Origin of the sequence: Campylobacter sp. RM16704, assembly GCF_000816245.1 — a bacterium.
GTDB lineage: Bacteria > Campylobacterota > Campylobacteria > Campylobacterales > Campylobacteraceae > Campylobacter_D.
Genome location: NZ_CP007769.1, coordinates 1,438,161 through 1,457,653, shown reverse-complemented (window position 1 = coordinate 1,457,653; position 19,493 = coordinate 1,438,161). Strand labels below are relative to the sequence as shown.

Genomic DNA, 19,493 nt, shown 5'->3' with positions numbered 1-19,493 from the left:
TTTTATTTTGATTTAAAACAATATTTTAACATAAAAAGGCTATATTTTATAAGGTTTGGATACAAAAAACCATTTATACAGGTATAACGCGTATATTTGGACTAAGTTCTTCTTGTAAAATATTTTCTATAGCATATAAAGTTGCACCACTTCCACTTGAGCATCCACTGCAAGCACCAAGGTAACGAATATACACATCAATATTGTTTTTTTCACTTTTTTGTATATCAATTACTTCTAAATCTCCACCATCACCGTGTAGCATAGGACGTACATCATTATCTAAAACAGCTTCTACTGCTTTTAGTTGTTTAACCATAGTCATATCATCAAAAGCAATATCGATTTTGTTTTGATTTTTTAATCTTTCTTTTTCCATTTCCGCTCTTGTTTGAGCTAAAATATCCACAAGATAATAATCTCTTTTTTCATGGCCTCCAGCTTTTATACAGGATTTACAAAAAGCACCAGCTTTTGTATATTGAGTTATTTCTTCTACACTTTTTAAATCATTTAGTCTTATAACTTCTTTTATAGTTCCAAGACTAACTCTAGCACACTCACAAACTATAATTTGATCTTCAAAACTATCAGCATCTACACCTTTATATTGTGCTGCAGCTTGTTTTATAACGTCATAAGCCATAACAGAACAATGCATTTTTTGAGGTGGAACAGCAGGAGTTTGAGGATTATCTCTCATAGCAAATTCAACATCTAAATTTGTTATTTTAACAGCTTCATCTACCGTTTTTCCTATACAAAGCTCTACCATAGTATCACTACTTGCAATAGCAGTACCGCAGCCAAAACTTTTAAATTTAGCATCTATTATTTTATCTGTTTTTTCATCTACTAGCCAATAAAGCCTAACAGCATCACCACAGCTTTCAGCTCCAAAATCAGCAATAATCAATTTTGCATTAGCTTTTTTTGCATCATCTTGTGTTAATTCACCCATGAATTTTGGATTATTCATTCTATCTTGAACTTTTTGAGAATACTCATCCCAAATAGAACCACCTATTAAACTATTTTTCCCCATCATTTATCCTTTATACGCATAAGTACTTGATATAGTTCTAAGTCTTTGCGTAGCTTTTTTTATTTGTTCTGCAGCATAATCAATTTCATCTTCTGTATTAAACCTTGATAAAGAAAGTCTTAAAGCAGTATGTGCTAAATCATCTTCTGCACCAATTGCTTCCATTATGGGATTGCTTTCAAGTGCTTCACTAGCACAAGCTGATCCAGTACTTGCTGCTATACCATTTTTATTTAAATCCCAAAGCATAGCTTCACCTTCTACGCCTTTTATACTAGCTAAAATAGTATTTGGAACTCTATGTTCTCTACTTCCAACGACTGAAGTATGACTAATGCTTAAAATTTCATCTTCTAATTTATCTCTTAATCTTCTTACATGAGAGTATTCAAAATCTAACATTTTATCAGCAATTTTTAAAGCTTCTCCCATTGCTACTATATAAGGAACATTTAAAGTTCCACTTCTTCTTCCACCCATATGTTCTCCACCATGCAACAATGGAGTTAATTTTAATCCTTTTTTTATAAATAACCCACCAATGCCTTTTGGTCCATGGAATTTATGAGCAGAAAAAGATGCAAAATCAACACCCACTTTTGTTAAATTTACTTTTATTTTTCCTACTGCTTGAGTAGCATCAGTATGAAATAATGCTCCATATTCATGAGCAACTTGAACCATTTCTTCTATAGGAAAAATCATACCAGTTTCATTATTTGCCCACATTATGCTTACTAAAGCAGTTTTTGGAGATATAGCTTTTTTTAAATCATCAACTGAGCAAACACCTTCTTTATTAACTTTTAATTCTATAACATTTACGCCAAGACTTTTTAAAAACATAGCACAAGCTCCAACAGCTGGATGCTCAACGCTAGAAATGATAATTTCATTTCTTTCTTTATTTAAAATACGATCAAAATAAACGCCTTTTAAAACCCAATTTACACTTTCAGTAGCACATGAAGTTATAACTACATCATCAAAATCACTTGCTCCAAGACCTGTATAAATTTTATCCATAGCTTCTCTTAAAGCAGGATGAGTTTTACTTCCCCATTTATGCAAACTATTTGGATTGCCATAAAATTCTTTAAAATAAGGCAACATTAACTCATAAGCTAATGGATCCATTTGAGTTGTCGCATTATTGTCTAAATATACTTCCACTTTGTTTTCCTTTAATTAGGATATTTTTTATCTTTTTTTGTTAATATACACTAAATTATTAAATTTAACTTTAAATTTTTAATTTTTTACTTGTATAAAAATATATAGTATTTTAGCACATTAAGCCATAGCATTCAAATAAGAGTGTAAAATTTTGTTAATACTAGCTTGCTTTTTACGGTTTTCCAAAAATTGAGTATCTAAAATTTCTTTTTGAATATTAATTTTTTGAAGATCTATATTAGAATTATTTTGATTAAAATCATCCCTTATTTTTTCAAAGTCTTTTGCAATTTTTTTACTATACAAAGCATAAATAGAGCTTGAATTAACAAATTCATCCATATTGATATTATGTTGATAATTAACATATTGTTGAAAAAATATAGAAAGCTTATCTTCTGAAGTATTGTTTTTATCTACACCATTAATATGTAAATATAAATCAAAACTCATTTTTTCTTTATTATTTTCATTGATAAAATCTTGAATGTCAATTTCTCCACTCATAATTTTTTGGAAATTAATATTAGATACAATATTGATTTCAATGGGAGATAAAAAGAAATTAGATTTCATATTATTTTGTTCTTTTAAATCATGATAAATATAATTTAGCAACAACCCACTTTTTGAAACTTCTGCTTGTTTGTTTAAATAAGGCCTTAAAATAGGGTTATCAGCTGTATTTTCTATACTTGCATTAAATGCAAAGTCTCCTACTTTATTGTCAAGCATTAGAGTGTTTAAATTTATATTAAGTTTTTTTGCATCTTGTAAAATATTTATATTTTCATAAATTTTTAAAATCTTTCCTTCATGAGTATAACTATACCCTTGGTTTAATTCTAAAATTTGAGATTTATTTAAAAATGCATTATCATTATCTTGAAATTGCGGATTAATTGTTCTTAATGTATTATGATAAGTATTCAAAAGTCTAGGTAGATCTATTTTATTATAATTTAAACTTTCATCTAGTTTAATAAGTTGTTTCGAAATTTCTCTTATGCTTTTGATATTAATATCATAATCAAGTGGAATTTTTGCGGTTTTATTAAGATCTTTTTCAAAAAAACCTTGTTCGTCGATTCTAAATCCAAATTCACTTGCATAAGTTACTTTATAATCTATATTTGAATTTTTGGTTTCAAACAAATTACTTTTAACACTTATATTTTCTTTTTTTTGCTCCATATTTTCATTTTTAACAAAAGGATAATTTGCAAAATTCTGATATGGATTGATATTAGAATTTATAAACATAACTCTTCTCTTCAAAAATATTGCATAATTTTACTCAAGCAAAAGCTATGCCAAAATTTTTGAATCGAAGAGAAAAATTAAGCGTAAATGTCAAGTAATCCTGAACTAGTAATAGGAGTAATACTAGGAGTAGAATTTGCATTTACACCTTCAAGTATTTGCATTACCGCATTTTCATTGGTCTCTATGGTTTTTTTCATCATAGTAGTTGCAATGTTAAGCATTAAATTTGCTTGATTGTTAGTAACTTCACCCATAACATACTCCTTTTTTGTTTGGATTCTAAAATACTATCGGCAAAGTTTTATAAATATTAAGCTATATTATAAATTTTTGAAATATAATAATTATAATTGTTTTCTTTTGACTCAAGCATGTCAATATAATTTTTAAACTCATTTATATTTTTAAAAAGATTTTTCATTGTTGCACAAATCTCATTAGAAAAATTTTCAAGATTATTTTGCGATTTTAAGAACCTTTCTATTTGGTAAATTCTAGCAATTTCTCTTTCATATTCATCTTGAGCTATTTTATTTATATTATATTCTTGATTGAGATTTTTTTTATTATTAATAACAAATGACTTTTTTTGATTGTTTATCTTAAATTCAATTATAAATTCTTCCTGAGAATTTATAATTTTTAAATATTTTAGCTTTGATTTTTTCTCTAAAAGTTCAAAACATATACATTCTAAAAACATCTGTGTAAAAAGTTCTCTTTCAAAAATATTTTGGCAAATATCTATATATTTTAAACCTAAATTTTTTTGATGATCTGAAAATACTATATTTGACATGACCCATCCTTTTTTCATGACTTTATTATTGGTCAAAAAAGCAAAAAGTATTCCAATTGTTATGTATCAATCATTTTTAGAGTATTTATAATTTCTTCAAATTCAAAGCTTTCTTCAGGATTTTGACTTAAAAACTGTTGCATAAAATCTTTTTTCGCAATAGCTTGATCTAGTTCTTTGTCTGTTCCTTTTTGGTAAGCTCCAATGCGTAATAAAACTTCATTTTCTTTAAGTAAAGAATTTAGACGTTTAAAATTTCTAGCTGCTAACTTGTGTTCATTACTAATAATATCTCCCATAACTCTTGAAGCTGAATTCTGTATATTAATAGGCGGATAAATTCCAAAATCAGTCAATTCGCGACTAAGAACTATATGTCCATCAAGTATAGACCTACTTTGATCTGCTATTGGATCACTCATATCATCTCCATCAACAAGGACAGTAAAAAAGGCTGTTATAGTTCCTTTACCTTCTTCTTTTCCTGCTCTTTCCATGAGTTGAGGCAAAAGGCTTAAAACACTAGGTGGATAACCTTTTGTGGTCGGAGGTTCACCTAATGCAAGTCCTATTTCTCTTTGAGCCATAGCAAAACGTGTTACACTATCCATTATAAAAAGCACATCTTTTCCTTGTTCTTTAAAATATTCAGCTACGCTCATTGCACAAAAAGCACCATATTTTCGCATCAAAGCACTATCATCGCTTGTGGCAACAATGATAACAGTATCATCCAATTTTCCGCCTAAATTTTTTTGTATAAATTCAGGAATTTCTCTACCGCGTTCGCCTATTAAAGCTATAACTTTTATAGGAGCTTTGGAATTTTTTACTATCATACCCATAAGAGTTGATTTACCAACCCCACTTCCTGCAAAAATTCCAAGCTTTTGTCCTACACCACAAGTTAGAAGTGCATCGATAGTTTTAACTCCAACTGGAAAGACTTCTTCTATTAAACCTCTTTTCATCGCATCAATAGGTGCACGCATAATAGGCATAAATTTACTAGCCTCAATAGGACCTTTGCCATCTTTTGGTCGCATAAAAGGATCGACAACTCTTCCTAATAATTCATCGCTAACGCCAATTTGCATACCTGCATCATTTATAAATGCACGATCACCTATTTTAAAACCTTCTACAAAACCAAATGGACTTAGGTAGCTTAAATTCTCATCAACTTCTACCACCATAGCCATAGCTTCTTTGCTTTCATCTTCACTAGAAACTATTTTTATGATATCACCTATGCTAGTTTTTAAACCACAAATTTCTATACTGGTACTTGAAATTTTTGTAATTTGTCCAAAGACACTCGTAAGATTTTGTGAAGAAATTTTACTTCTTAACTTTTCCAAACCCATTAAAATCTAACCTGTTTAGCTGAATTTATAAGAGTAAAAAATTCTTTTCTAGTTTTTTCACTTTTTAAAAAACTTCCTCTTAAAGCTGAAGTGCTAGTGGTAGAATTTGCTTTTTGAACCCCACGCATTTCAACGCACATATGTCTTGCTTCTATCACAACTCCAACTCCTTTTGCTCCTACATGCTCCATTAGAGATTCTGCAATTTGCTCTGTAAGTTGTTCTTGAATTTGTAAACGTCTTGCAAAAACTTCTACAAGACGCGGAATTTTACTAAGTCCTACAACTTTTTTATCAGGAATATAAGCTACATGTGCTCTTCCAAAAAATGGCAAAAGATGATGTTCGCAAAGACTGTAAAATTCAATATCTCTAACCAAAACCATTTCGTTGTTTGAACTTTCAAATAAAGCATTGCTAAGTATTTGTTTTGGATCTTGTTTGTAGCCACTACTAAAAAATTCAAAAGCTTTAAAAACTCTAGTAGGTGTTTTTAAAAGTCCTTCTCTTTGAGGATTTTCACCAATGATTTCTAACATATTTTTTATTGATTGTTCAAATTTTTCTTGCATTTTTTCTCCATAAAAATTAAAATTCTAACATATTTTTATTTTTATATAAAGTGATAAGGAAAATTTTGGTATATTATTAGGAAATTTTATTTAAAAAGGGAAGATATTATGGAAGTTACAGCAAAACTAATTGATTTTGCAAATGCAAATGCTACTGTTAAAATTGCTCATGAAGCGATTAAGGCAGAAGTTGAAAAATTAGCTAAAAAAGCATCTAAAACTATGAAGATGGATGGTTTTAGGGCAGGAAAAGTTCCTGTTGCTGCTATACTTAAAAGATATGAAAAAGAGCTTACAAGAGATGCGGAGCAAGATCTTTTAAGAAATGCTGTAGATGGTGCTTTAAAGGAAGTTAAAAAAGAAGCTAAAGATTTAGTAGGTGAGCCATATTTTGAAAAATTTGATAGAAAAGATGGTAATATTGAAGCTCAAATGGTATTGTCTTTTAAACCAGAGGTAAAGTTAGATGGATATGAAAAACTAGTACCAACCTACAATACACCAAAGGTAACTCAAAAAGAAATTGATGCAAAAAAAGAAGAATTGTTAAAAAGATATGCAACTACTGAAGTAATTAAAGAAACCAGAGCAATAAAAGAAGGAGATTTTGTTAAATTTGATTTTGAAGGTTTTGTTGGTGGCAAAGCTTTTGATGGTGGCAAAGCTCAAAATTATGTTTTAGAAATTGGTTCAAAACAATTTATACCAGGATTTGAAGAAGGTATGATTGGTTTAAAAGCAGGAGAAGAAAAAGACATTAAAGTAACTTTTCCAAAAGAATATGGTGCTGCACATTTAGCAGGGAAGGATGCAATATTCAAAGTAAAAATTCATGAAATTCAAAAACTTAAAATGCCAGAATTAAATAAAGAACTTTTAAAAAGTTTACTTCCTGAAGAAAAAGAACCAAGTGTTGAAAAATTAGATACAAAACTAAAAGAGCAACTTAAAAATGAAAAAATCTTTAAATTAATTAATGATGAACTTAAAAATCAATTCGCAGAAGCATTGGTAGCTAAATTTGACTTTGTTTTACCAAAAAATATAGTAGAACAAGAAACAGATATACAATTTAGAAGCTCCTTGAGAAATTTAAGCGAAGAAGAATTAAGAGAATTTAAAGATGAAGCAAAATATAAAGAAAAAAGAGAAAGTTTTAAAGAAGATGCACAAAAAAGTGTTAAACTAACTTTTATTATAGATGAATTAGCAAAACTTAGAAATATTCAAGTGAGTGATCAAGAATTGATTCAAGCTATTTATTTTGAAGCTTATAGATACGGTTTTAATCCACAAGAGCATTTAGAAAACTATAAGAAGCAAGGTGCATTAGCAGCAATTAAAATGTCTTTGATTGAAGAAAAACTTTTTGCTGATATTTTTAAGAAAAATGAAAAAAAGAAAAATGAAAAAGAAAGTGAAAAATAAAATATGAGTTCTTATATTCCTTATGTAGTCGAAAAAACTAGCAGGGGCGAAAGAAGTTATGATATATATTCAAGACTATTAAAAGATAGAATTGTTATGCTAAGCGGTGAAATTAATGATGATCTTGCTGCTTCTATTGTGGCTCAGCTTCTGTTTTTAGAAGCAGAAGATTCTCAAAAAGATATTTATCTTTATATAAATTCACCAGGTGGGGTTGTAACAAGCGGATTTAGTATTTATGATACAATGAATTATATTAAAGCTGATGTTAGCACTATTTGTATTGGTCAAGCTGCTTCAATGGGGGCATTTTTGCTTAGTTGTGGCACTCCAGGAAAAAGATTTGCTTTGCCAAATTCAAGAATTATGATACACCAGCCATTAGGTGGTGCAAGAGGTCAAGCGACTGATATTGAAATTCAAGCAAAAGAAATCTTAAGATTAAAAGTTATTTTAAACAATATCTTAGCTAAAAATACCAAGCAAAAACTTTCCAAAATTGAAAAAGATACGGATAGAGATTTTTTTATGAGTGCACTTGAAGCTAAAGAATATGGTTTGATTGATAAGGTTTTGGAAAAAAGTTTTAAATAAGGAAAAATATAGCAATGCTAGAAGATGATTTGTTTGCTGATTTAAGCTTGAATGATGATCCAACCCCCGCTAAAGAGAACCCAAAAATTCAAAAGATCAGTGGAGGAGAGTTTGAAAGATTTGCAAAATTTATTTTAAGCGAACTTGTAAAAGATAATGTTCCTCCAACTCCTACAAATTATGGAGTTTACTTTCAAAAAATGCTTGAAGAGCGTCCAGTTGCCTTCAAAAAGAAAATTAATGAAATTATGGAATTTGAGCAAAACGATGATGGTGTTAAGCGTGCAAATATAGAACAAGAGATTAAAAAAAGCTTTAATTCAACTTCAGCAATGCTTCAATATATTGCTATGATTTATAGGCATCTTGAAACTGTAAAAGATGTACTACGAAGACGTAATTCAGAACTAGCAGTAAGTACAGGGAATTTAGCAGTATCTAATGTTGTTCATACTTTAGAAGCAGATCTTTCTAGGTTTTCTAATATTTTAGATAAATATTCAGATGAGATTAAAGAAAGTTTTAATGAAGTAAGACAAACATATAAGCATATTGAAGAACAAAGTGATTTTGATTCTAAATTTGGAATTTATAACAAAAAATATTTTTTAGAAAATTTGGAAAAAAGTATTGAGAGCAATGCAAAATATAATTATCGTACTTCTTTGATATTTTTTAGAGTAAAGGAAGAAATTTTAGAGCAAACTTATACTCAAAGAGAAAAAAATGCATTTTTGAAAAGTATTTGTAAAATTTTTAGTAAAAATATATCATCAAGTGACATAGTAGCACATTTTGGAAACAATGTATTTGCTATGATGATTTCGCATACTAATCTAGAAAAAGCACAAGAAATTTGTAGTAAAATTTTAGAGTCTTTAGAAAATTCAAATTTCTTTTTAGCTGATAAAGAAATAGAAGTTGATGTTGAAATTGTTGTAAGTGCAATAAATCAAGATAGCAAGAGTAAAGAATTAACCGAAAGATGCATTGAAGCTTTAAAGGAGTCTGGTAAGAATTTGGAGCCTTTTATAGTAGTGGAAAAAGAAAAATGATAAGAGAAATAATTACCTATCCTAATCCAAGATTATTTTTAGAATCAAAAAAAATAGAAAATTTCGATGCAGATTTGCATACGCTTTTAGATGATATGTATGAAACAATGATAGCTAATAAAGGCATAGGTTTAGCAGCTATTCAAATTGATGCGCCAATAAGGGCTTTGCTTGTAGATATTGGTGATGAAGAAGGTGAGCAAAAAGAAGACAAACAAACACTTTTGGAAATAATTAATCCCATCATTACACCTTTAGATGATGAAAAAATTTCTTGTAATGAAGGTTGTTTGAGTATTCCAGGATTTTACGAAGATGTAATGCGTTATAAAAATATACAACTTGATTATCAAGATAGATTTGGCAACTCACAAATTTTACAAGCACATGATTTTTTAGCAGTCGCTATTCAACACGAAGTAGATCATCTCGATGGACATTTATTTATAGAAAAACTTTCTTTTCTAAAGCGTCAAAAATTTGATAAAGATTATAAGAAAAAACATAAAAAGAAAAAATGAAAAAACTAAAATGTGCGAGTTTTTCTACAGAACTAGATATAATTGATGTAGAATCAACTTTTACAAGAGGTTTGCCAGGATTTAGTATAGTAGGTCTTGCAAATTCTACCATTAAAGAAAGCACTGAAAGAATCAAGGCGACTTTGTTAAGCCAAAATTTTACTTTTCCAGCCCAAAAAATCACTATCAATCTTAGCCCTTCTGATATTCCTAAAAATGGTTCTCATTTTGATTTGGCTATTGCTATTTTAATTTTATTTCAAAAAGAAACTTTAGATGATTTTTTTGTATTTGGAGAGCTTGGATTAGATGGGAGTATTAAAAGTACTACCAGCTTATTTTCTATCTTACTTTTTTTAAGCACAAAAATTCAAAATGCGAAAGTTGTGGTGCCAAAAGCTATAGCACAAAAAGCTTCTATGATTCCGAATTTAGAAATTTATGCTTTAGAAAATTTAAATGAAGCTATTGAATTTTTTAAAGAAAAAAATTATGAAAACTATAAAATCATTAACGGCCATCCTTTATTTGAAAATGCTATAGAGATTAATCATCAAAAATATATTAAAAATACTATTTATCCTTATGATTTTAAAGAAGTTAAGGGTCAAGAAAATGCTAAATATGCTTGTATAATAGCAGCTTTAGGAATGCACAATATTTTGTTTGAAGGTAGCCCAGGAAGTGGTAAAAGTATGTGTGCTAAAAGACTTCCTTTTATTATGCCACCACAAAGTTTAAAAGAAATTTTAGCTCAAAATGCCTATAAGTCTTTAAATTCTTTAGATGATGATTTTAGTGCTAGCAGAGTTTTTAGAAGTCCTCATCACACAAGTACAAGAGCTAGTATTTTTGGTGGAGGTGCTAAAAATGCAAAAATAGGCGAATTAGCTTTAGCAAATGGAGGAGTGTTGTTTTTTGATGAGTTTCCGCATTTTTCAAAGCAAATCATAGAAAGTTTAAGAGAGCCACTAGAAGATTTTAAAATTCTTATTTCAAGGGTTAATACTAAAGTTATTTATGAAACTAAATTTTTATTTGTTTGTGCGCAAAATCCCTGTCCTTGTGGAAATTTATTTTCTAAAAACCAAACTTGTCGTTGCCAAGAAATAGAGATAAAAAAATATAAAAATAAAATTTCCTCGCCAATTCTAGATAGAATTGATCTTTATGTAGCTATGGATGAAATTTCGCCTGAAGATAAAACAAGTTTAAATTCAGAACAAATGAGTGAGATGGTATTTAAAGGCTTTTTATTTCAAAAACAAAGAAAACAAGAAGAATTTAATGCTAAATTAAACGATGAACAGATGAAGCAATTTTGTGTTTTAGATTCTAGTGCAAATGAAATCTTGCAAAAAGCTATAAATTCATATTATCTTTCCCAAAGAGGAGTAAATAAAACCATAAAAGTAGCAAGAACTATAGCGGATTTAGAACAAAGTGAGTTGATTTTAAAAACTCATATTTTAAAAGCATTAAGTTTTAGAATGAAAACCATGTAGGAGTGAAAATGGAAAATAAAAGCATAGCGATTTTCATTGACGCAGAAAATATTCCATCAAAATATGCAAAGTCTATTTTTGATATTGCTTCTGACTATGGAGAAATCGTTATAAAACGTATCTATGGAGATTGGACGCAAAAAAATATACAAAATTGGAAAGAACAAATCGGACAATATTCTATTATAGCTATGCAACAATTTAATTTTACTGCCAATAAAAATTCAAGCGATATGTATTTAATCACTGAAATTATGAGTATTTTTTATGAGAAAGATATTGATATTTTTATAATTGTTTCAAGCGATAGTGACTATACTAGTTTAATTCAAAGACTTAAAGAAAGTAAAAAACAAGTTATAGGTATGGGTTTAAAACAAGCTGTAAAATCTTATGTAAATTCTTTTAGTGAGTTTTTTTATTTAGATCAAGAAGATTCTAAGGAAAAAATATTAAGTACCAAAGAATATATAAAAGATTTAATCAATATCACAGAAGCTTTAATAGAAGAAAAAGGGCGAGCAGAATATGCTCAAATTCGTATTAATATGAGCAGAAAACACGCAAATTTTATCCCTCAAAATTTTGGTTTTAAAAATTTTAGAGCCTTAGTAAAAGAATTCTTACCGAAAATGAAGCAGTTTAAAGAGGCAAATGAAAAAAATATTTATTTTCTTGAAAAAGCAAAAGGTTGAAAATGGAAAATTTTTTAATAGCTTTTTTAGTTGTTGTTATTTTTGCTTTTATATGGTTTATATTTAAAAGTCAAAAAGAAAAGGTAAAATTTGAATTTTTAACTCAAACTAATACTTCTTTGCAAAATCAACTTTTATCTTTAAAATCAGAAAATGCTTCACTTTTAGATAAAAATAATAAGCTTTTAGAAGAAAAAATAATATATTTATCAAAAAATGAAGCTTTAGAAGCTACTTTGGCTCAATATGAAAAAAATCAGCAAGAACTTTTAAACATACACTTAAAAGAGCGTGCAAATTTAAAAGAAGAATACACTCAGACTTTGATTAAATTAGAAGAAAAATACAAACAAAATTTGGCACAATTAAAGCAGGAATTAGAGCAAAATTTTCAAAAACAAAATACTAATATCTTAAATCAAAATAAACTTATGCTTAATGAGGATACAAAGAAAATTCTAGAAGAAATTTTTATACCTGTTAAAAAAAGCGTAAAAGAATACAATGAAAGATTAAATTCAAATGAAATTAGTCTTAAAACTCATATTGATAATATGTTTAAATTTAGCCAAAATATGACAGAAAACGCAGATAAACTAGCAAAAATTTTAAAGGGTGATAAAAAAATTCGTGGTAATTTCGCAGAATTACAATTAAAATCTGTTTTGGAAAATAGCGGTTTAGTAGAAGGTAGTCAGTATAAATTACAAGATAGATTTCAAGATGAGGGTAGAACTTATATTCCTGATGCTGTAGTATTTTTAGATAAGCAAAAAAGTATAATTATAGATGCGAAATTTTCTCTGCCAAGTGATTTTGCTTTTGAAGATATTAGCAAAAATACTTGTCTTGATTTAGCCTATAATCTAAAATCAAGAATAGATGAACTAGCTAAAAAACCTTATATGCAGTATGATAAACATACTTACGAATTTGTTTTGCTTTTCATACCTTATCAAAATATTTTAGATTTAATTTTAAATGTAGATCTTGAAATTTATCAATATGCTTATAAAAAAAAGGTTTATTTAACCACACCAAATACTCTTTTTATGGCATTAAATACTATAAATATTTCATGGAAAAATATTCAAAGCAATGAAAACATACTAAAAGCTTTTGATGAACTTGGTAAATTTCATGATAAATTTGCAGGAGTTTTAGAAGATTTTGAGAAAATTAAAAAAAATCTAAATGGTTTGAATTCAAACATAGAAGACATGCAAAAAAAACTTACCCATGGAAGTGGAAATATTGCTTCAAGGGTAATAAAGCTTAAAGAACTTGGTGCTAAAACTCAAAAGCTTATAAAATGTGAGATGAATGATGAAAGCAATATTTAAAGATAACTCTTGCCATGAAAAACAATTAATCGAAAAAGGTTTAGATGAGTTTTTGATGATGGAAAATGCAGGGATAGAACTTGCAAATTTCATTAAGAAAAAAAGTAAAAAATTTAAAAATACTAAGATTTTATTTTTGCTTGGTGGTGGTGGAAATGGTGCTGATGGTTTGGTAGCTCTTAGACACCTTAAAAAAGCATACGCTTGTATTGTGCCATATAAAAAAAGCACAATGTTTATCAAGCAAGAGCAAATTTTAAAAAATATGGATTTTAACTTTTTTAAAAAAGAACCTAGATTTAAAGACTTTGATATTATTGTTGATTGTGTTTTTGGTAGCGGTTTAAATAAAACCTTAGATGAAAATTTACAAAGAATTTTTAAAAAAATTGCCAAAAGCAAAGCCTTAAAAATAGCTTGTGATATACCTAGTGGGCTTGGACAAAAAGTATGTTTTAAAGCCGATTATACACTTTGTATGGGTGTTTTAAAAGAAATTTTACTAGAAGATTTTTCAAAAGAGTTTGTAGGAAAAATAAAATACGCAAATTTAGGTTTAAAACTAAAAACTAAAAATTCACAATCTTTTTTATTAGAAAAAAAAGATTTAAAACTCATTACAAAAAAGGCTAACTCAAATAAAGGCGATTTTGGCCATGTTTATATCTTTGCTAGTAAAAGTGCAGGAACCCTAGCTGGACTTGGTGCTTTAGAGTTTGGAGCAGGGCTTGTATCTTTAGTGGCTAAAGAAAGTTTTTCGCCTTTGATTATGCTAAAAGACGATATTGAAGGTAAAATAAATGCAGCTGCTATAGGTATGGGGCTTGATGATTTAAGTATTTTAAAAGATGAAAGATTGAAAAATATTCCTTTAGTCTTAGATGCAAATTGCTTTCAAAGTGAAAATTTACTTTCATATCTTGATAGAGAAGATGTTGTTTTAACTCCTCATCCTAAAGAATTTTCTATGCTTTTAAAGTTTTGTTTTGATGAGGATATAAGCGTAGAAGAAATTCAAAATAAACGCTTTTTTTATGCAAGAAAGTTTAGTTCTAAATTTAAATGTGTTTTAGTGTTAAAAGGAGCTAATCCAATCATCACGCAAAATGAAAAGCTTTTCGTGGTAAATTGTGGCAACGAAGCCTTAGCAAAAGGTGGAAGCGGTGATGTATTAAGCGGTATGATAGTAGCTTTACTTGGAGCGAGATTTAACGCCTTAGAAGCTGCAAAAAATGCAGTATTAGCTCATGCTTTAACGGCTAAAAATTATAAAAAAAATAAAAATAGTTTTGATGCTTTAAAACTGATAAAGGGTTTAAAATGTTTATAAAATTAGCAGTTTTATTTAGTGGCAATGGAAGTAATTTGGAAAATATTTTAGAAAAATTACATAAAAAGACTTTTGGTAAAAATACCTTTGAAGTGGTTTTATGCATATGCAATAAAAAAGAAGCTTATGGCATACAAAGAGCTTTAAAATATGGCCTTGATACCAAAATCATAGAGCATGAAAAATTTACTTCAAGAGAAGAATTTGATGCAGAGCTTGTGAGTTTGATTAAAGAAAATCAAGTAGATTTAACTATTTTAGCAGGATTTATGAGAATTTTAAGTCCTATTTTTACACAAAATATAAAAGCTATTAATTTACATCCTTCTTTATTACCTTTATTTAAAGGTGCTCATGCTATCAAAGAAAGTTATGAAAGTGATATGAAAGTGGCTGGAGTGAGTGTGCATTGGGTAAATGAAGAGTTAGATGGTGGTAAAATCATAGCTCAAAAAGCTTTCGAAAAAGAAAAGTTAAGTTTTGAAGAATTTGAAACTAAGATTCATAAAATAGAGCATGAGATTTTACCAGCAACTATTGTTAAAATTTTTGAGAATGATTAATTTTTCATCATTATAATTACACTTTTTATTTTTAAGGGAGCTGAATGTTTGAATGGGTTTTTAGTGTTGATGCTTGGGTAGTATTATTTACTTTAACAGCTTTAGAAATTGTTTTAGGGATTGATAATATAATCTTTTTAGCTATTTTAGTTAGTAAGTTGCCTCCTGAACATAGAGATAAAGGTAGAATTTTAGGCCTTGCTTTTGCAATGATTACTAGGATTTTATTATTACTTTCACTCTTTTGGGTTATGAAGCTTGTTACGCCTTTATTTAGTATTTTAGGTAATGAAATTTCTGGAAGAGATTTGGTGCTTTTATTGGGAGGATTATTTTTAATCGTTAAATCTATTAAAGAAATCAAAGAAAGTATAAATCACAAAGAAGAAAGCCAAAATAGTATAAAAATAAGCAATAAACTTTGGATAGTGGTGGCTGAAATAGCTGTTATAGATATAGTATTTTCATTAGATAGTGTTATAACAGCTGTTGGGATAGCTCAAGATATAGAAATTATGATTATTGCAGTTATTGTTGCGGTGTTGGTAATGCTGTTTGCTTCTAAACCAATTGCAGATTTTGTAGAAAAATATCCAAGTATTAAAATTCTAGCTTTAGCATTTTTAGTGATGATAGGTGTTGTTTTAGTGTGTGAAAGCATTGATATACATATAGATAAAGCATATATTTATGTGGCAATGGCTTTTTCTTTAGTTGTAGAAATTTTAAATATTATTTCGCAAAAAAAAGAAAAATTTAATTCATAAAACATTTGGTGTGCTTTTGCACCAAATGTTTTACTTTTTCTTGACTTTTAGTTTTTTTTTATGTAGAATAACGCTTTGTTTTGTATATCGGGGTGTAGCGCAGTCTGGTTAGCGCACTTGGTTTGGGACCAAGGGGCCGAAGGTTCGAATCCTTTCACCCCGACCATTTTTTATAAATGGTGAGTGTAGCTCAGTCGGTTAGAGCATCAGATTGTGGTCCTGAGGGTCGTGGGTTCGATTCCCATCACTCACCCCATCAGCGCTCGTAGCTCAACTGGATAGAGCGACAGACTTCGGATCTGTAGGTTATGGGTTCGATTCCTATCGGGCGCACCATTTGCCTGATATGCTATATATTATGCGCTCATAGCTCAGCTGGATAGAGCAACGGCCTTCTAAGCCGTAGGTCAGAGGTTCGAATCCTCTTGAGCGTACCACTTTTAGCGGATGTGGTGAAATTGGCAGACACGCCAGACTTAGGATCTGGTGCAGCAATGCGTGAAGGTTCAAGTCCTTTCATCCGCACCACTTCAATACCTAGAATTTAAAGTTATTTTTAAAGTAGATTTATCACAGATAGTCTTTAAATAAATTTGTAAAAATATTTTCATATAAAACATTCAAATAACTATCTTGAAAGTCTATATTATAATATATTGTTCTCTTTTATAATATTTTTTGATTATTATAATATTTTATTATTATTTATATTTAAGCTTAAATTTATAAACATAATATTAACATTTCCTAATATAAACTATTAATTAGTTATTATTATTAATACTATTAATAATTTTATATAATTACAAACATAAACACACAACAATAAATATTTTTTGAAAGGACTTTTTCAATGAATACAAATTTATCTAAAAAATACTCTATGGGGGGGGGGGACGATAGTTTTCGTTTTAGCCTAACTTCTTTACATTATAAAAAATCCAATCTTTTAAAACTTTCTTTATTAACCATTCTTTCAATCAATTCTTTATATGCAGCTACCCAAGCAAATTATGATAAAACTTTAAATGCTTATGTAATTAAAAAACATAGTTTTAATAATGAAAGTGTATATGATTATACTAATAATACTTATAAATTTTTAAATGGTATAAATTATTATGGTCAAATGGCTACTAATAAAAACCTTTCTAATATTACTTTAATTTATGATAATCCTAAATCTGCAAAAAACAATAATATAAGTGATATGATATTAAAACAAGAAATCCTTACTCCAAGTATTAAAGAAGATATATTTGTAGTTAATGGCTTTCATGGAGCATATTCTATTAATGATATTATTAGTCAAGTAAGCTATATACCTTTTTTAGTTTCTGCTTATGTATTTAATGCTAAAGCTAATAATAATACTTTAATGTTAAAAACAGGAGAGCTTTCTTCAGTATATTATTTAAAACCTAGCAATAAAGATATAATGAATCCTAAAGCTAGTGGATATGATAATAAATATAATTTCTTAATCACTCCAGCTATAGCTAGAAAGGGTGAAGCTAATAATAATACTTTAATTTACTCCAAAGATACCTATGTTAATATGGGTGTTGAAAACACCTATACTCTTCCTTTAAATGGTGCTCCTTATGTAGTAGGTGCTTTTGGTATTGATGCTAATGTAAATTATAATAGTGTTATACTCAATAAAGGAGCAAAACTAGACTTTCATGCTACCCCCTATAAGCAAAACATCTTAGGTGATAATGTATTTGATGAGAGAATGACTCATATAGTAGGTGCTATGACTTATAATGGGAATGCTAAAAATAATAAAGTTGTATTAGATGGAGCTACTTTAATTATCCATGGACCAAGTGGATCTTATTCAACATCAGCTGCTACTCATTTAGCAGGAGCCTTTGTAGATGTAAATAATAACCAAAACTATGAAGTAAGTAATAATAATGTATTCATTAATGATTTAAAACTAGATTTAAGAGTAGATACTAAAAATACTCCATTAGCTTATAATGCTGTATTAAATGGAGAAGTTTATGGTGGTAAGATAGTTCAAGGTAGCTCTAATAAAAATACTATAGAGATTAAAGACTTACAAACCTTACTTGCTCTTAATACCAATGTAGAAGTAAAAGCACTCTTAGACTTTTATGCAGGTATTACTAAAAATGGTTATGCTAATGATAATAGCATTAATGTTCATCTTAAAAAACCTTTTGAAATTAATGCTAATTTTACAGGTAAGAATGAATTTAATTTTTATGGTGGAGTAGCTACTAAAGGTGCTAATAGAAATAGTATTAATATAAAAGGAGATTTAACTCAAGAAAGTGTAGTAGAAAACTACCAAGATAAAATTCAAATCACAGCAGCTACTACAGCTAGTGGTAAAGCAAATAATAATAAAATTACTCTAAGCTCTTCTAATATCTCTATGCCTTTATATTTATATGGAGTAGCTAAAACTACTTTAGACAATAAAGACTATTATGCAAATAGTGCTAATGCTAATAGTATAACTTTAGATAATGTAAAATCAGGTAGAAATCTAACTACTATTATAGAAGCTGATAATTTAGAAAAAAATACTATACATTATAATTTAGTCCAATCTTTATCTAATGCTTCAAGTATAGATAAAGGCTCTAAAATCATTTTAAGAGCTAATGAAAATGCTAATGAAAATATTTTTAATATAAAAGATTATTCTAGTGCAGCTCATGATAATGTATATATTATTAGAGCTTATAACGAAAGTGCTAATAATAAAATCATTTTTACAAATATTGCACTAGGAACAGCTTCTGATACAAGAGAAGGAGATATATTAATTAGTGCTGGTATTGCTAAAAATACTCATGATAATTATACTCATATAACTAATTTAAATATAGATGAGTATAAAAACAATTCTACTATTTTTATAACTGCTTCTGGTATATATAATCAAGATGATAAAAGTTATAATAATAGCTTATACTTAAGTGGAACTACTAATATTTATAAAAATACTAATATAGATGTATTAGCAGGTAGCTTTTTAAGAGAAAAAACCAATGATAATACTTATATCTCAAAAGCACTTACTCATAAAAGTGGAACTAATAATCATCTTTATTTAAATACTAATATTAATGCTAAATTAGTAAATTACTTTGATCATTATAGCTTTATACTAAAAGATAATACTAAAAATTATTTAAATACTAAAGAAGCTATTTATCTAAGTGAAAAAACTTCTATTAATGTTTATACCAATAATACTTTAAAAAATAAAAGTTTTATTCTAATGCAAAGTGAAAAAGGCTTTGTAGATGAAAACAATAAACACTTAGATAAAAAAGATTTACAAAAACTATTAAATCAAATACATAAAAATCAAAAAGCCTTAGATAAAAACATTAAAGAAAAGGTTCAAAGAGCTACTTATACTTTAAGTATTAGTGATGATGCTAAAAGCATCATAGTAAATTTAAATTAAAACTACAAAA

18 protein-coding genes and 5 tRNA genes are annotated in these 19,493 nt (G+C 28.2%); 16 read left to right on the top strand and 7 right to left on the bottom strand.

Going from position 1 to position 19,493, the window contains the following annotated elements:
* Nucleotides 1-73: 73 nt before the first annotated feature.
* The 7 genes from CAQ16704_RS07435 to folE form a co-directional block, all read right to left on the bottom strand.
* Nucleotides 74-1,045, bottom strand: coding sequence for a Fe-S cluster assembly scaffold protein IscU (locus tag CAQ16704_RS07435; protein WP_039667579.1), 972 nt, complete (start codon nt 1,043-1,045; stop codon nt 74-76).
* A gap of 3 nt (nt 1,046-1,048) precedes the next feature.
* Nucleotides 1,049-2,218, bottom strand: a complete 1,170-nt coding sequence (locus tag CAQ16704_RS07430) for a NifS family cysteine desulfurase (RefSeq protein ID WP_039667578.1) — start codon at nt 2,216-2,218, stop codon at nt 1,049-1,051.
* 120 nt (nt 2,219-2,338) lie between these two features.
* Nucleotides 2,339-3,484 carry a hypothetical protein gene (locus CAQ16704_RS07425; RefSeq protein WP_039667577.1) on the bottom strand — a complete coding sequence of 382 codons (1,146 nt, stop codon included), beginning with the start codon at nt 3,482-3,484 and terminating at the stop codon, nt 2,339-2,341.
* 77 nt (nt 3,485-3,561) lie between these two features.
* Nucleotides 3,562-3,741 carry a putative motility protein gene (locus CAQ16704_RS07420; protein WP_039667576.1) on the bottom strand — a complete coding sequence of 60 codons (180 nt, stop codon included), beginning with the start codon at nt 3,739-3,741 and terminating at the stop codon, nt 3,562-3,564.
* 56 nt (nt 3,742-3,797) lie between these two features.
* Nucleotides 3,798-4,286: a hypothetical protein gene (locus tag CAQ16704_RS07415; RefSeq protein ID WP_039667575.1), complete on the bottom strand. Its 489-nt coding sequence runs from the start codon at nt 4,284-4,286 to the stop codon at nt 3,798-3,800.
* A 59-nt stretch (nt 4,287-4,345) separates the two neighbouring features.
* Nucleotides 4,346-5,653, bottom strand: coding sequence for a flagellar protein export ATPase FliI (fliI, locus tag CAQ16704_RS07410; protein ID WP_039667574.1), 1,308 nt, complete (start codon nt 5,651-5,653; stop codon nt 4,346-4,348).
* Nucleotides 5,653-6,225 (bottom strand): GTP cyclohydrolase I FolE, encoded by a 573-nt coding sequence (gene folE / locus CAQ16704_RS07405; protein WP_039667573.1) that lies wholly within the window; start codon nt 6,223-6,225, stop codon nt 5,653-5,655. Before folE ends, fliI begins: the two co-directional genes overlap by 1 nt.
* Before the next feature lie 108 nt (nt 6,226-6,333).
* Here folE and tig point away from each other — a divergent pair, with 108 nt between their 5' ends.
* The 16 genes from tig (at nt 6,334) to CAQ16704_RS07325 (ending at nt 19,483) form a co-directional block, all read left to right on the top strand.
* Entirely contained in the window at nt 6,334-7,653 is a 1,320-nt protein-coding gene (gene tig / locus CAQ16704_RS07400) for a trigger factor (RefSeq protein ID WP_039667572.1), read from the top strand.
* Nucleotides 7,654-7,656: 3 nt separating this feature from the next.
* Complete coding sequence (gene clpP / locus CAQ16704_RS07395) at nt 7,657-8,247, top strand: ATP-dependent Clp endopeptidase proteolytic subunit ClpP (RefSeq protein ID WP_039667571.1); 591 nt, start codon at nt 7,657-7,659, stop codon at nt 8,245-8,247.
* A gap of 14 nt (nt 8,248-8,261) precedes the next feature.
* On the top strand, nt 8,262-9,302 hold the full coding sequence (locus CAQ16704_RS07390; RefSeq protein ID WP_039667570.1) for a GGDEF domain-containing protein: 1,041 nt from the start codon (nt 8,262-8,264) through the stop codon (nt 9,300-9,302).
* Nucleotides 9,299-9,823: a peptide deformylase gene (def, locus tag CAQ16704_RS07385; protein ID WP_039667569.1), complete on the top strand. Its 525-nt coding sequence runs from the start codon at nt 9,299-9,301 to the stop codon at nt 9,821-9,823. Before CAQ16704_RS07390 ends, def begins: the two co-directional genes overlap by 4 nt.
* Nucleotides 9,820-11,328 (top strand): YifB family Mg chelatase-like AAA ATPase, encoded by a 1,509-nt coding sequence (locus CAQ16704_RS07380; RefSeq protein ID WP_039667568.1) that lies wholly within the window; start codon nt 9,820-9,822, stop codon nt 11,326-11,328. Before def ends, CAQ16704_RS07380 begins: the two co-directional genes overlap by 4 nt.
* 8 nt (nt 11,329-11,336) lie before the next feature.
* The gene (locus CAQ16704_RS07375) at nt 11,337-12,023 is read left to right on the top strand and encodes an NYN domain-containing protein (RefSeq protein WP_039667567.1); all 687 of its coding nucleotides are present in this window, start codon (nt 11,337-11,339) and stop codon (nt 12,021-12,023) included.
* A gap of 2 nt (nt 12,024-12,025) precedes the next feature.
* A complete protein-coding gene (rmuC, locus tag CAQ16704_RS07370) occupies nt 12,026-13,366 on the top strand; it encodes a DNA recombination protein RmuC (RefSeq protein WP_039667566.1) in 1,341 nt (446 codons plus the stop codon).
* A complete protein-coding gene (locus CAQ16704_RS07365; RefSeq protein WP_039667774.1) occupies nt 13,350-14,696 on the top strand; it encodes a bifunctional ADP-dependent NAD(P)H-hydrate dehydratase/NAD(P)H-hydrate epimerase in 1,347 nt (448 codons plus the stop codon). The genes rmuC and CAQ16704_RS07365 overlap by 17 nt, the downstream gene beginning before the upstream one ends.
* On the top strand, nt 14,687-15,259 hold the full coding sequence (gene purN, locus CAQ16704_RS07360; RefSeq protein WP_039667565.1) for a phosphoribosylglycinamide formyltransferase: 573 nt from the start codon (nt 14,687-14,689) through the stop codon (nt 15,257-15,259). The genes CAQ16704_RS07365 and purN overlap by 10 nt, the downstream gene beginning before the upstream one ends.
* 44 nt (nt 15,260-15,303) lie before the next feature.
* Complete coding sequence (locus CAQ16704_RS07355) at nt 15,304-16,026, top strand: TerC family protein (RefSeq protein ID WP_039667564.1); 723 nt, start codon at nt 15,304-15,306, stop codon at nt 16,024-16,026.
* 88 nt (nt 16,027-16,114) lie between these two features.
* Nucleotides 16,115-16,192: transfer RNA gene (locus CAQ16704_RS07350), tRNA-Pro, on the top strand.
* A gap of 13 nt (nt 16,193-16,205) precedes the next feature.
* Nucleotides 16,206-16,282, top strand: a tRNA-His gene (locus tag CAQ16704_RS07345).
* A 3-nt stretch (nt 16,283-16,285) separates the two neighbouring features.
* Nucleotides 16,286-16,362 (top strand) — tRNA-Arg (locus CAQ16704_RS07340).
* A gap of 24 nt (nt 16,363-16,386) precedes the next feature.
* A tRNA-Arg gene (locus tag CAQ16704_RS07335) sits at nt 16,387-16,463 on the top strand.
* Between the two features lie 6 nt (nt 16,464-16,469).
* Nucleotides 16,470-16,554: transfer RNA gene (locus tag CAQ16704_RS07330), tRNA-Leu, on the top strand.
* Between the two features lie 325 nt (nt 16,555-16,879).
* Nucleotides 16,880-19,483, top strand: a complete 2,604-nt coding sequence (locus tag CAQ16704_RS07325) for a hypothetical protein (RefSeq protein WP_052245035.1) — start codon at nt 16,880-16,882, stop codon at nt 19,481-19,483.
* Nucleotides 19,484-19,493: the final 10 nt, after the last annotated feature.